We start from the raw sequence: 13146 nt of genomic DNA, 5'->3' as shown, positions 1-13146 counted from the left end.
TCAGGGAGCCGCTCTTGCCGGCGACTGCTTAGTGGGCGGCCCACTCGATCTTGGAGATGTCAACGCCGTCTTTGTACATGTCCCACAGCGGCGACAGCTCACGCAGTTTGTTAACGGCCTCGCAGACTTTCTGCGCGGCGTAGTCGACTTCTTCTTCGGTGGTGAAGCGGCCGAAGGAGAAGCGGATCGAGCTGTGCGCCAGCTCGTCGTTACGGCCCAGAGCGCGCAGTACGTACGACGGCTCGAGCGAAGCGGAGGTGCAGGCCGAACCGGACGATACGGCGATGTCTTTCAGCGACATCAGCAGCGACTCGCCTTCGACGTAGTTGAAGCTCAGGTTCAGGTTGTGCGGCACGCGAGCGGTGCTGCTGCCGTTGACGTACAGCTCTTCGAGGTCCGAGACCTGCTTGAAGAAGCGGTCGCTCAGGGCCTTGATGCGCACGTTTTCGGCGGCCATTTCCTGCTTGGCAATGGCGAACGCTTCGCCCATGCCGACAATCTGGTGGGTCGGCAGGGTGCCCGAACGCATGCCGCGCTCATGGCCACCGCCGTGAATGATGGCTTCAAGGCGTACACGCGGCTTGCGGCTGACGTACAGCGCGCCGATGCCTTTAGGGCCGTAGACCTTGTGCGCCGAGAACGACATCAGGTCGACTTTCAGCTTTTGCAGGTCGATTTCGACCTTGCCGGCCGACTGGGCGGCGTCGACGTGGAACAGCACGCCGCGCGAACGGGTCAGTTCACCAATGGCGGCGATGTCGTTGATCGAGCCGACTTCGTTGTTGACGTGCATCAGCGAGACCAGAATGGTGTCGTCGCGCAATGCTGCCTCGACCTGGGCCGGGGTGACGATGCCGTCTGCGCCTGGCTCGAGGTAGGTCACTTCGAAACCTTCACGCTCGAGCTGGCGAGCGGTATCCAGGACCGCCTTGTGCTCGATCTTGGAGGTGATGATGTGCTTGCCCTTGGTCTGATAGAAGTGCGCGACGCCTTTCAGTGCGAGGTTGTCGGACTCGGTGGCACCGCTGGTCCAGACGATTTCGCGCGGATCGGCGTTGATCAGTTCGGCAACCTGGCGACGACCGTTCTCGACCGCTTCCTCGGCCTTCCAGCCGAAGACGTGGGAGCGCGAGGCCGGGTTACCGAAGTTCCCGTCGACCAGCAGGCAGTCGGCCATCTTCTGGGCCACACGTGGGTCGACCGGGGTGGTCGCGGAGTAATCGAGGTAGATCGGCAACTTCATTTGTCTCTCCTATCAGGCGGTGGCGTCGCTCGTCGTCCCGGGGGGATCAATCGACGGCGGACGTCTCAATCTTGTCCAGCTGGGCGGTTCGGCCTGCGACACGACGCAGGTCCTGGCGCTGGGCAACTTCCTGCACCTCACGGCGCATGACGAGGTCGGCCAGGCTGATGCCGCTGAGGAATTCATGGATCTGCTGGCTGAGGTCGCACCACAGGTGGTGGGTCAGGCAGGTATCACCGGCATGGCAGTCCCCAAGGCCCTGGCAACGGGTAGCATCGACCGATTCGTTGACCGCATCGATGACCTGGGCCACCTGGATGGTTTCCATGCCCCGCGACAGCTGGTAGCCACCACCTGGACCGCGCACGCTGGAGACCAGGCTGCTGCGGCGCAGCTTGGCGAACAGCTGTTCCAGATAAGAGAGGGAAATGCCCTGGCGCTCGGAAATGTCGGCCAAAGACACCGGCCCATGCTGCGCGTGCAACGCCAGGTCGAGCATGGCAGTCACGGCGTATCGGCCTTTGGTAGTCAGTCGCATGGCTATTGGGTACCACGGGAGTTTCGGGATGTGTGCGAGTATGCGATTCCCGAGCATTTAAGTCAACTATTAGACCTACTGCTTTAGTCGGGTTTGCGTCGGGGAGGCGGGCGCGATTGTAGCAGACGAGGGGCGTGAGCACACGCCCCGTATGTCATCAGGGTTTCAGCGCGGCGCAATCAATGCGACTGAGTGTCGCGCTGGGCCACCTGGGCAACCTCGGTGAAGTCATCTTCCGGCAGGGCCGGCAGCTCCTTGGCGCAGTAGTCGCTACCCATCTTGGTCAGGGCGCCACACATGCCCTCCAACCGCTCGTCGACGGCCTGCAGGTGGTCGAGCATCTGGCCAATGGCACGCGCCACCGGGTCAGGCATGTCGCCACTGACACCGTAGGCATCGAAGCCGATCTTCTCGGCCATGGCCTTGCGCTTGGCCTCGACTTCGGTGTCCTCGCTCTTGACAATGATGCGCCCCGGGATGCCCACCGCCGTGGCGCCGGCCGGTACGGCCTTGGTCACCACCGCATTGGAGCCGATCTTGGCCCCGGCGCCGACGGTGAACGGGCCCAGCACCTTGGCCCCCGCCCCTACCACCACGCCGTTTTCCAGGGTGGGGTGGCGCTTGCCTTTGTTCCAGCTGGTGCCGCCCAGGGTCACACCTTGGTAAAGGGTGACGTCGTCGCCGATCTCGGCGGTTTCGCCGATGACGATGCCCATGCCGTGGTCAATGAAGAAGCGCCGGCCGATGGTGGCACCAGGGTGGATCTCGATACCGGTCAGCCAGCGGCCGAAGTTGGACACCAGCCGGGCCAGCCACTTGAAATCACGTTTCCACAGGGCATTGCCCAGGCGGTGCAGCCAGATGGCATGCATGCCCGGGTAGCAGGTGAGCACCTCGAAGGCATTGCGCGCAGCCGGGTCACGGTGGAATACGCTTTGAATATCTTCACGCAGGCGTTCGAACATCTGTCAGTCCTTCCGTTTATGCGGCTCGCCACGGACCACTTTCTGGGTCTCGGTGAGGATGCCGCGCAAAATGCTCATTTCCGTACGCTCGACCGCCACCCGCCCATACAGCCGGCGCAGGCGCGGCATCAGGTGCTTGGGTTTTTCGGGGTCGAGGAAGCCGATGCCCACCAGGGTTTTCTCCAGGTGGTCGTAGAACAGCTCCATCTCGTCCATTGTCGCCAGCTCGCTGGCGTCAACCTTCTCGACTTTGCCCGGCGCCTCACCGGCAGCCAGCGATGCCATGCGCACCTCGTAAGAGAGCACCTGCACAGCGGCCGCAAGGTTCAGCGAGCTGAAGTCGGGGTTGGAGGGAATGTGCACGTGGAAGTGACATCGCTGCAGTTCTTCGTTGGTCAGGCCGGCGTGTTCGCGCCCGAACACCAGGGCGATCTCTTCGCCCCCCTTGGCATGCTCCACCGCCTTGGCGCCGCACTCGCGCGGGCCAATCAACGGCCAGGGGATGCTGCGCTCGCGGGCGCTGGTACCCATCACCAGGTTACAGCCGACCAGCGCCTGTTCAAGGCTGTCGACCACCTGGGCGTTATCCAGCACATCGTCGGCGCCCGAGGCGCGGGCACTGGCTTCCAGGGCGGGGAATTCTTTCGGCTGCACCAGCACCAGGCGCGACAAGCCCATGTTTTTCATGGCACGCGCAGCGCCGCCGATGTTGCCGGGGTGGCTGGTATTGACCAGAACAACACGAATATTTTGCAGCAAGGTGTTGTGCTCACAGATGCAGGAATCAGGGCCTTCGATCTTACAGAACCGACAGACGTAACGCCATGAAAGCAAATGTGACACTTCTGCCGACAAAGTTTTCTGCTAGAATGATCGGCTTTCTTCTTTAACATCTCCAGGTGACCCGCCCATGCAGCCTATGCTGAATATCGCCCTGCGCGCCGCTCGCAGCGCCAGTGAACTGATTTTCCGCTCCATCGAACGCCTGGATAGCATCAAGGTGGACGAGAAAGAGGCTAAGGACTACGTTTCCGAGGTTGATCGTGCCGCCGAGCAGAAGATCGTCGACGCGCTGCGCAAGGCCTACCCGAACCACTCCATCCAGGGTGAAGAGACGGGCATGCATGCGGGCACCGGCGAAGAAGGTAAAGACTACCTGTGGATCATCGACCCACTGGACGGTACCACCAACTTCCTGCGCGGCATCCCTCACTTCGCCGTCAGCATCGCCTGCAAATACCGTGGTCGCCTTGAGCACGCCGTGGTGCTCGACCCGGTACGCCAGGAAGAATTCACCGCCAGCCGTGGCCGTGGCGCCCAGCTCAATGGCCGTCGCCTGCGCGTCAGCTCGCGCACCAGCCTGGAAGGCGCCCTGCTGGGTACCGGCTTCCCGTTCCGTGATGGCCAGATGGCCGACATGGACAACTACCTGGGCATGTTCCGCGCCCTGACTGGCCAGACCGCCGGCATCCGCCGCGCCGGCTCCGCCAGCCTGGACCTCGCCTACGTGGCCGCTGGCCGCTTCGACGCCTTCTGGGAGTCGGGCCTGTCCGAATGGGACATGGCAGCTGGCGTGCTGCTGATCCAGGAAGCCGGTGGCCTGGTGAGCGATTTCAACGGTGGCCACGACTTCCTCGACAAAGGCCACATCGTTGCAGGCAACATCAAGTGCTTCAAGGCTGTGCTGACCGCCATCCAGCCGCACCTGCCAGAGAGCATGAAGCGCTAAGCGCCAATTGCCAGAAAGCAAAAAGCACCCCTCGGGGTGCTTTTTTTGTGCCCAGAGCTTACGCGATCCCTGTAGGAGCGGCCTTGTGTCGCGATGGGCTGCAAAGCAGCCCCGGGGATCTCTGATGGATCATAGAACCTGGGGCCGCTGCGCGCCCCATCGCGACACAAGGCCGCTCCTACACAAAGCAGACCGCGTCCGAAATTACTGGGCAGCTTCGCTCAGGATCAGCTTGCCATTCTTGTCCAGCGGAATGGTCGACCCCGGCTCGCGATCCATCTTCACCTTGCCTACCTGATCACCGATGGAATAGGTCACGTTGTAACCCACCACCTTCTCGCTGATGTCATTGACCGTATTGCAGCGGGTTTGCGTGGTGGTGTAGGTGTCACGCTGCTGCATGCCTTCCTGCACCTTGTTACCGGCATAACCACCACCGACCGCACCGGCTACGGTGGCGATCTTCTTGCCGGTACCACCGCCAATCTGGTTACCCAGCAAGCCACCTGCCAGCGCACCGACCACGGTACCGGCAATCTGGTGCTGGTCCTTGACCGGCGCCTGACGCGTCACGGCCACGTCCTTGCATACTTCACGCGGGGTCTTCACCTGCTGCTTGATCGGCTGCACGTCGGTCACCTGGGCGACTTCGGGGCCTTTGTTCACCAAGCTGTAGGTCGCCACAGCACCTCCGGCTGTTACACCGACAGCACCCAGCACCGCACCCACCAGCATTGATTTGTTCACGTGAACCTCCTGATCGTACCAGCGGGTATCAACCCGCGCTTCTCCCAGCCTTGGAGCAAAAAAAAAGGCGCGAGTTCAACACTCGCGCCTTTTGGTCGCCGTACGGCGTAGGGACGGGGCCTTACGGGCGCTCGTCCACACCTTCAGCCTTGACTGGAGGGATCAGGTCTTCGCTGTTCAGGTTCAGCCAGATCAGAACCACGTTGGCGATGTAGATCGACGAGTAGGTACCAGCCATTACACCGATGAACAGGGCCAGCGAGAAGCCGAACAGGTTGTCGCCACCGAAGAACAGCAGCGCGGCAATGGCCAGCAAGGTCGAAACCGACGTGGCGATGGTGCGCAGCAGGGTCTGGGTGGTCGAAACGTTGATGTTCTCGATCAGCGAGGCCTTGCGCATGACGCGGAAGTTCTCACGCACCCGGTCGAACACAACGATGGTGTCGTTCAGCGAGTAGCCGATGATGGCCAGCACCGCCGCCAGTACCGTCAGGTCGAAGGTGATCTGGAAGAACGACAGGATACCCAGGGTGACCACCACGTCGTGGATCAGCGAGATGATCGCACCCACGGCGAACTTCCACTGGAAACGGAAGGCCAGATAGATAAGGATGCCGCCCAAGGCCATGAGCATGCCCATGCCGCCCTGGTCACGTAGCTCTTCACCCACCTGCGGGCCAACAAACTCGACACGCTTGAGCGTGGCCGGGTTGTCGCCGCCGGCCTTCTGCAGAGCAGCGGCCACCTTGTTACCCAGCTGCGGGTCATCGCCCGGCATACGCACCAGCAGGTCGGTGGTAGCGCCGAAGCTCTGCACCACGGCCTCATGGAAGCCGGAGTCGACCAGCTCGGCACGCACCGCCTTGAGGTCGGCCGGGCGCTCGTAAGTCAGCTCGATCAGCGTACCGCCGGTGAAGTCCAGGCCAAAGTTGAGGCCCTTCTGCCACCAGCTGAACAGCGCCAGCACGGTGAGGAGCACGGTAATGGCGAACGCAACATTGCGCACGCCCATGAAGTTGATGGTTTTCATCGCAGCTCCCTCAAACCCACAGCTTCTTGATGTCACGCCCGCCGCAGGTCAGGTTGACCATTGCGCGGGTCACCATGACGGCGGTGAACATCGAGGTGAAAATCCCGAGGGACATGGTAACCGCAAAGCCTTTGACCGGGCCGGTACCCATGGCGAACAGGATACCGCCGACCAACAGGCTGGTCAGGTTGGCGTCGATGATCGCGGTGTAGGCGCGGTTGAAGCCTTCGTGGATGGCGCGCTGTACCGACATGCCGGCTTTCAGCTCTTCGCGGATACGCGAGAAGATCAGCACGTTGGCGTCCACCGCCATACCCATGGTCAACACGATACCGGCAATACCCGGCAGGGTCAGGGTGGCACCCAGCAGCGACATCAGCGCCAGCAGCAGCACCATGTTGCCCGCCAGGGCGATAGTGGCGATCACGCCAAAGCCGCGGTAGATGGCGATGATGAACAGCGAGACAAACAGCATGCCCCACAGCGACGCATCGATACCCTTGGTGATGTTGTCGGCACCCAGGCTTGGGCCAATGGTACGTTCTTCAGCGAAGTACATCGGCGCGGCCAGACCACCGGCACGCAGCAGCAGGGCCAGCTCGGACGATTCGCCCTGGCCGTTCAGGCCGGTGATGCGGAACTGGCTGCCCAGTGGCGACTGGATGGTCGCCAGGCTGATGATCTTCTTCTCTTCCACGAAGCTTTGTACGGCAACGTCCTTCTCGACGCCGTCGACGGTCTGCTTCACGTAGCGGGTGATCGGCTTCTGCTCGATGAAGATCACTGCCATGCTGCGGCCGACGTTGCTACGGGTAGCACGGCTCATCAGCTCGCCACCGTGGCCATCCAGGCGGATGTTCACTTGTGGGCGGCCGTGCTCGTCAAAGCTGGCCTGGGCGTCGGTAACCTGGTCACCGGTGATGATCAGGCCGCGCTCTACCGGGGCAGAACGGCCGCCTTCGCGGAACTCGAACACTTCGGTAGTGGCCTTGGACGCACCCGGCTCAGCACCAAAGCGGAACTCCAGGTTGGCGGTTTTACCGAGGATACGCTTGGCTTCGGCAGTGTCCTGCACGCCCGGCAGCTCGACCACGATACGGTTGGCGCCCTGGCGCTGTACCAGCGGCTCGGCCACGCCCAGCTCGTTGACACGGTTGCGCACGGTGGTGAGGTTCTGCTTGATCGAGTATTCGCGGATCTCGGCAACTTTTGCCTGAGTCAGCGCCAGACGCAGCACGGCGAGGTCGTTGCGCTCGGTGGTGGTCAGGTCGAAATCATTGAAATTCTTGCGGATCAGGGCACGTGCCTGTTCGCGGGTTGCATCGTCAGCGAAGCCCAGCATGATGCCGCCATCCTGCTGAGGCAGGCTGCGGTAGCGGACGCGCTCTTTGCGCAGCAAGGTCTTGACCTCGCCTTCGTAGACTTTCATGCGGGCCGTCATGGCCTTGTCCATGTCCACTTCCAGCAGGAAGTGCACACCACCAGACAGGTCCAGGCCCAGTTTCATGGGGCTTGCACCCAGGTTGCGCAGCCATTGCGGGGTAGTCTGGGCCAGGTTCAGGGCCACGACGTAATCATCGCCCAGTGCCTTGCGCACCACATCCTTGGCTGGCAGCTGGTCTTCCTGGTTGGTCAGGCGGATCAGCCCGCTGCCCTTCTCACCCAGGCTTACGCCCTTGACGGCGATCTTGGCATCGACCAGCGCCTTGCTGACGCGATCGAGGTCGGCCTGGTTCACCTGCAGCGCCGAACTGGCACCGCTGATCTGTACCGCCGGGTCATCCGGGTAGAGGTTGGGAGCGGAATAAATGAAACCGACCACCAGTACCAGCACGATCAGTGCATATTTCCACAGAGGGTATTTGTTCAGCATCACGCCGCCCGTTCAAGACGCGGGGCGCTTTGCGCGCCCCGACTGGAAAATAAAACCGGTAACTCAGATAGCCTTGAGCGTACCTTTTGGCAGGGTTGCCGCGATGGCGCCCTTCTGGAACTTCAGCTCGACAGTGTCGGAAACTTCCAGCACCACGAAATCATCGGAAACCTTGACGATCTTGCCGGCGATACCGCCGTTGGTGACAACTTCGTCACCTTTCTGCAAGTTGCCGAGCAGGTTCTTCTGCTCTTTGGCACGTTTGGCCTGTGGGCGCCAGATCATCAGGTAGAAGATGACCAGGAAACCGACCAGGAAAATCCACTCGAAACCGGTACCGGCTGGGCCAGCGGCAGGTGCTGCAGCGTCCGCGTATGCGGCGGGGATGAAGAAGCTCATTGGGCACTCCTAATGTAATTTTCTAATAATGGATGCAGACAGTCAGTCCAAAGGCGGTACAGGAAGCCCGCGCTTGGCGTAGAAGGCGTCGACGAAGGCGGCCAATTTACCCTGTTGAATAGCCTCGCGTAAACCGGCCATCAAGCGCTGGTAATGGCGCAAGTTGTGGATGGTATTCAGCATGCTGCTCAACATTTCGCCGCACTTGTCCAGGTGATGGAGATAGGCGCGGGAGAAGTTGGTGCAGGTATAGCAGTCACAGGTCGGATCCAGCGGCGATTCATCGTGGCGATGGAACGCATTGCGGATCTTGATCACCCCTGTATCGACGAACAGATGGCCATTACGCGCGTTACGCGTAGGCATCACGCAGTCGAACATGTCGACGCCGCGGCGCACACCCTCAACGAGATCTTCCGGTTTGCCTACCCCCATAAGGTAACGAGGTTTGTCAGCAGGCATCATGCCCGGCAGGTAATCCAGCACCTTGATCATTTCGTGCTTGGGTTCGCCCACCGACAGGCCGCCAATGGCCAGGCCGTCGAAGCCGATGTTTTCCAGGCCTTCCAGCGAGCGCATGCGCAGGTCCTGGTACATGCCGCCCTGGACGATGCCGAACAGCGCCGCGGTGTTGTCGGCGTGGGCGTTCTTCGAGCGCTGGGCCCAGCGCAGCGACAGCTCCATGGAAGTACGTGCCACGTCGTGCTCGGCCGGGTACGGGGTGCACTCGTCGAAGATCATCACCACGTCCGAGCCCAGGTCACGTTGCACCTGCATCGATTCTTCAGGGCCCATGAACACCTTCGAGCCATCGACTGGCGAGGCGAAAGTCACGCCCTCTTCCTTGATCTTGCGCATGGCGCCCAGGCTGAACACCTGGAAGCCACCGGAGTCGGTGAGGATCGGGCCTTTCCACTGCATGAAGTCGTGCAGGCCGTTGTGCTTCTTGATCACCTCGGTGCCCGGGCGCAGCCACAGGTGGAAGGTGTTGCCCAGGATCATCTCGGCGCCAATGGCCTCGATATCGCGTGGCAGCATGCCCTTGACCGTGCCATAGGTGCCCACCGGCATGAACGCCGGGGTTTCCACCGTGCCACGTGGGAAGGTGATGCGACCACGACGGGCCTTGCCGTCGGTAGCCAGCAGTTCGAAGGACATTCGACAGGTGCGACTCATGCTTGATCCTCGGGGCCGCGTGGCGCCGGATTGCGGGTGATGAACATGGCATCACCGTAACTGAAGAAGCGGTACCCGTTCTCGACCGCCGCCGCGTAGGCAGCCATGGTCTCGGGGTAACCGGCGAACGCCGAGACCAGCATCAGCAGCGTGGACTCCGGCAGGTGGAAGTTGGTGACCAGGGCATCGACCACATGGAACGGCCGGCCCGGGTAGATGAAGATGTCGGTGTCGCCGCTGAAGGCCTTCAGCACGCCATCGCGCGCCGCGCTCTCCAGCGAGCGCACGCTGGTGGTGCCAACCGCGATCACCCGGCCGCCACGTGCGTGGCAGGCCTCGATGGCATCGACCACATCCTGGCCCACTTCGAGCCATTCCTTGTGCATGTGGTGGTCTTCGATCTTGTCGACCCGCACCGGCTGGAACGTGCCCGCACCCACGTGCAGGGTGACGAAGGCGCGCTCGACGCCCTTGGCAGCAATTTTTTCCAGCAGCGCTTCGTCAAAGTGCAGGCCCGCAGTGGGCGCGGCAACCGCACCGGCGCGCTGGGCGTACACGGTCTGGTAGCGCTCACGGTCGGCGCCCTCGTCGGGGCGATCGATGTAGGGTGGCAGCGGCATATGGCCAACACGGTCGAGCAATGGCAGCACCTCTTCGGTGAAGCGCAGCTCGAACAGCGTGTCATGGCGCGCGACCATTTCGGCCTCGCCACCGCCATCGATGAGGATGACCGCGCCTTCTTTCGGCGCCTTGCTGGCACGCACATGGGCCAGCACCCGATGGCTGTCGAGCACGCGCTCGACCAGCACTTCCAGCTTGCCGCCGGAGGCTTTCTGGCCAAACAACCGCGCCGGGATGACCCGGGTGTTGTTGAACACCATCAGGTCGCCGGGGCGCAGGTACTCGAGCAGGTCGGGGAATTGCCGGTGCGCCAGCGCGCCGGTCGGCCCATCGAGCACCAGCAGACGGCTGCCATGGCGCTCGGCCAACGGGTGGCGGGCGATCAGGGAATCAGGGAGTTCGAAGGAAAAATCGGCGACGCGCATGATGATGTTCGGTTCGGCAGGGCCGGGAAGTTTAGCCCAATGTGTGAAAATTGACCATGAAAGCCGATTGACCGACTAGCGGCACCTCTCTATACTGCGCGCCACACGCCCTGATGGCGGAATTGGTAGACGCGGCGGATTCAAAATCCGTTTTCGAAAGGAGTGGGAGTTCGAGTCTCCCTCGGGGCACCAAAATCCGGAAAAAACCGACCTTATGGTCGGTTTTTTTGTGCCCGACGATTATGTCGGGCTGGGCAAAGGCCCTATCAGGGGCGGACCGCTGTCACTTCGATCTCAACCCGCCAGGCAGGGTGCGCCAGGCCTGCAATCTGGAACGCCGAGCGCGCAGGAAGCACCGGCTGCTTGGCGGCTGGCCCGAAGAACTGGGTGTAGCCGGCCATGAAACCGTCGAAATCCATTTTGCCGCCGTTCTCCGGCCCGCCCACCAGGAATACCTGCATCTTCACCACGTCAGTCAGACCAAGACCCAGCGCTTTCAGTTGCTGCTGGATGCTTTCAAGCACATTGATGGTTTGTGCCTTGGTATCACCGTAGGCTTCCAGCGAATCCTTGGGCGCATCGGGATGGATCACCGACGGGACGGAACCGCTCAGATAGACGACCGACTTCCCGGCAGGAATCTCTACAGCCGACGAGATAGGGAAACTACCTGCGCCATGGCGCACGATATCTTGTGCATGAACGCTGCCCACACCGGCTAATCCCAACGCCAATGCAGCAACGGTCTTGAAAGCGAATTTCATATTTCTCTCCTGATGGTTACGCAAGAATGTACACGCACCGGTGATGCGTGTACGGGTCATTCCATTGCGGTATGTGTATTTAGAATCGATACAAACTGAAGGGTTTCGGGTCCAGCACCGGCGCCTTTCCAAGCAGCAGGTCTGCCGTCAGCTCGGACGACACCGGGCTTTCCGTCATGCCCCACCCGGTCGCGGTGTTGATGACCAGGCCTGGGTACTCGTTGACCTGCGAAATGATCGGGTTCTCATCCGGGGCGATGGCCATGGCACCGCTCCACTGATCGATCAACTTCGCATCTTTGAAGGCAGGGAACTCGACTTTGAGCTTTTCCAGCGACGCATCCAGCTCTGGAATATCCGGGGCCGCCGTCATCAGCCTGTTTTTCTCGAAGGGCGATACTTCGTCCAGCCTCCACTGGGTGGGCTGAGTGAACGAATCGATCAGTTGCTTGTTGAGTGAGATGTGCACCGGGAAGTCGGGGATGGCCAGCAATGGCAGGTATTTATAGCCATACATGAACGATTCTTTGACCACCGGGGCAACGACGACGCGCGGCGAGGTGGCGTATGTGCCGTCGGCCTGCTCGCGGAAGTAGATATTCCCTGGCAATGCAACGTTGCCCCCCGGTGCACGGGGTGCCGCGCTGATGATTTGCTGGGACTGGTAGGCGGGCAAGGTAGGTACATCGACGCCCAGGTTCTGCATGAACAGCCTGGACCAGGCGCCGCCGGCCACGACCACGCGAGAAGTGCTGATGGCGCCCTTCTCGGTCACCACATCGGAGATGACGCCTGCCTGGGTTTCCAGGCCCCTTGCGGCGCAGTGGGTGTAGATGCGCACACCCATTTTCTTGGCGTACTCCGCCATGACAAACGATGCGCGCTCGGCGTCCAGGCTACCGGAGTCTTCCTCGAAACCTGCAATTTTCCAACTCGATGATGCACCGCGCAGCCGCTGTTCGAGTTCATTCCCCTGAATGATCCGAGTCTTGAAGGGGTTGTCCGCTGCTACTTCCCGGCTTTTGACATCGATCCACTTTCTGACGCCTTCCAGGTCTTCTTCATCGAAAGGAACTTCGACCCGGCCCTGTGTGCGATAGCTGGTATCTGCACCCACTTTGGCATTCATCTCGCGCCAGCGTTGTTTCGCAAGATGGTGCAACTGGAACGTCGCATCAGGCATCTTGTAGGTCATGACCTGGCCATAGAACCTGCATGACTGCTCGCCGGCAATATCACCCTTTTCAACGACGACGACAGAGAGGCCACGTTCGACAAGATTGATCGCGGTCATGAGCCCCAGAATACCAGCGCCAACAACTACCACGTCCGCCTGCTTGGGAAGTGCACCTTCGGTGCCTTCGACAAAACCAAACCGCGGCTTGCCGGGGATCAACCGGCCTTCGCGGGTCAGCAAGGGGGTCAGAATGCCTGCGCCACCTGCAATAGCCACGACGCCGCCGCCGATCAAAAATTTACGCCTGGTCATTCCCATGACACTTTCCTTTCCTGGTAATCGGTGTGGGTTCATCAGCTCAGGCGGCGAGCCACTTACCTGGCCGCCAGCCGCCGCGGTCAACTTTCGGCCACCGCGTCAGGCTGATGGTTAAAATTGAAGGGCGGCTATTTTGTTGAT

The 13146-nt window shown here is 61.3% G+C and carries 13 protein-coding genes and 1 tRNA gene; 2 read left to right on the top strand and 12 right to left on the bottom strand.

Annotated elements, in window-relative coordinates; translation table 11 throughout:
• Nucleotides 1–28 precede the first annotated feature (28 nt).
• The 4 genes from ABI582_RS25455 to trmJ all read right to left on the bottom strand — a co-directional run bounded on the left by ABI582_RS25455 (nt 29) and on the right by trmJ (nt 3505).
• Entirely contained in the window at nt 29–1243 is a 1215-nt protein-coding gene (locus ABI582_RS25455; protein ID WP_016501400.1) for an IscS subfamily cysteine desulfurase, read from the bottom strand.
• Between the two features lie 46 nt (nt 1244–1289).
• On the bottom strand, nt 1290–1781 hold the full coding sequence (gene iscR / locus ABI582_RS25450; RefSeq protein ID WP_008092572.1) for a Fe-S cluster assembly transcriptional regulator IscR: 492 nt from the start codon (nt 1779–1781) through the stop codon (nt 1290–1292).
• Between the two features lie 179 nt (nt 1782–1960).
• Entirely contained in the window at nt 1961–2746 is a 786-nt protein-coding gene (gene cysE / locus ABI582_RS25445) for a serine O-acetyltransferase (protein ID WP_016501401.1), read from the bottom strand.
• Between the two features lie 3 nt (nt 2747–2749).
• Complete coding sequence (gene trmJ, locus ABI582_RS25440) at nt 2750–3505, bottom strand: tRNA (cytosine(32)/uridine(32)-2'-O)-methyltransferase TrmJ (RefSeq protein WP_043196986.1); 756 nt, start codon at nt 3503–3505, stop codon at nt 2750–2752.
• A gap of 151 nt (nt 3506–3656) precedes the next feature.
• Here trmJ and suhB point away from each other — a divergent pair, with 151 nt between their 5' ends.
• Complete coding sequence (gene suhB / locus ABI582_RS25435; protein WP_012270588.1) at nt 3657–4475, top strand: type III secretion system regulator SuhB; 819 nt, start codon at nt 3657–3659, stop codon at nt 4473–4475.
• Between the two features lie 204 nt (nt 4476–4679).
• Here suhB and ABI582_RS25430 read toward each other — a convergent pair whose 3' ends face one another.
• The 6 genes from ABI582_RS25430 to queA all read right to left on the bottom strand — a co-directional run bounded on the left by ABI582_RS25430 (nt 4680) and on the right by queA (nt 10746).
• Nucleotides 4680–5222, bottom strand: coding sequence for a glycine zipper 2TM domain-containing protein (locus ABI582_RS25430; RefSeq protein WP_026034597.1), 543 nt, complete (start codon nt 5220–5222; stop codon nt 4680–4682).
• A gap of 121 nt (nt 5223–5343) precedes the next feature.
• Nucleotides 5344–6252 carry a protein translocase subunit SecF gene (secF, locus tag ABI582_RS25425; protein WP_019472644.1) on the bottom strand — a complete coding sequence of 303 codons (909 nt, stop codon included), beginning with the start codon at nt 6250–6252 and terminating at the stop codon, nt 5344–5346.
• A gap of 10 nt (nt 6253–6262) precedes the next feature.
• The gene (gene secD, locus ABI582_RS25420; protein WP_338746132.1) at nt 6263–8125 is read right to left on the bottom strand and encodes a protein translocase subunit SecD; all 1863 of its coding nucleotides are present in this window, start codon (nt 8123–8125) and stop codon (nt 6263–6265) included.
• A 63-nt stretch (nt 8126–8188) separates the two neighbouring features.
• Nucleotides 8189–8524 carry a preprotein translocase subunit YajC gene (gene yajC, locus ABI582_RS25415; protein WP_016484964.1) on the bottom strand — a complete coding sequence of 112 codons (336 nt, stop codon included), beginning with the start codon at nt 8522–8524 and terminating at the stop codon, nt 8189–8191.
• A 42-nt stretch (nt 8525–8566) separates the two neighbouring features.
• Complete coding sequence (tgt, locus tag ABI582_RS25410) at nt 8567–9682, bottom strand: tRNA guanosine(34) transglycosylase Tgt (protein ID WP_016501406.1); 1116 nt, start codon at nt 9680–9682, stop codon at nt 8567–8569.
• Nucleotides 9683–9696: 14 nt separating this feature from the next.
• Nucleotides 9697–10746 (bottom strand): tRNA preQ1(34) S-adenosylmethionine ribosyltransferase-isomerase QueA, encoded by a 1050-nt coding sequence (queA, locus tag ABI582_RS25405; protein ID WP_442120630.1) that lies wholly within the window; start codon nt 10744–10746, stop codon nt 9697–9699.
• A gap of 107 nt (nt 10747–10853) precedes the next feature.
• On the opposite strand from queA, the gene ABI582_RS25400 reads away from it, so the two are divergent.
• Nucleotides 10854–10938: transfer RNA gene (locus ABI582_RS25400), tRNA-Leu, on the top strand.
• Nucleotides 10939–11012: 74 nt separating this feature from the next.
• Here ABI582_RS25400 and ABI582_RS25395 read toward each other — a convergent pair.
• Together ABI582_RS25395 and ABI582_RS25390 are read right to left on the bottom strand one after the other, a co-directional pair.
• Complete coding sequence (locus tag ABI582_RS25395) at nt 11013–11510, bottom strand: RidA family protein (RefSeq protein ID WP_338746130.1); 498 nt, start codon at nt 11508–11510, stop codon at nt 11013–11015.
• A 79-nt stretch (nt 11511–11589) separates the two neighbouring features.
• Nucleotides 11590–13005 (bottom strand): NAD(P)/FAD-dependent oxidoreductase, encoded by a 1416-nt coding sequence (locus ABI582_RS25390; RefSeq protein WP_442120629.1) that lies wholly within the window; start codon nt 13003–13005, stop codon nt 11590–11592.
• Between the last annotated feature and the right edge of the window lie 141 nt (nt 13006–13146).

It is taken from the genome of Pseudomonas sp. SAS7 (assembly GCF_052112345.1).
GTDB classification, from domain to species: Bacteria; Pseudomonadota; Gammaproteobacteria; order Pseudomonadales; family Pseudomonadaceae; genus Aquipseudomonas; species Aquipseudomonas putida_Q.
The sequence above is the reverse complement of the archived record's forward strand: the minus strand, read 5'-3'. Positions and strand labels throughout refer to the sequence as shown.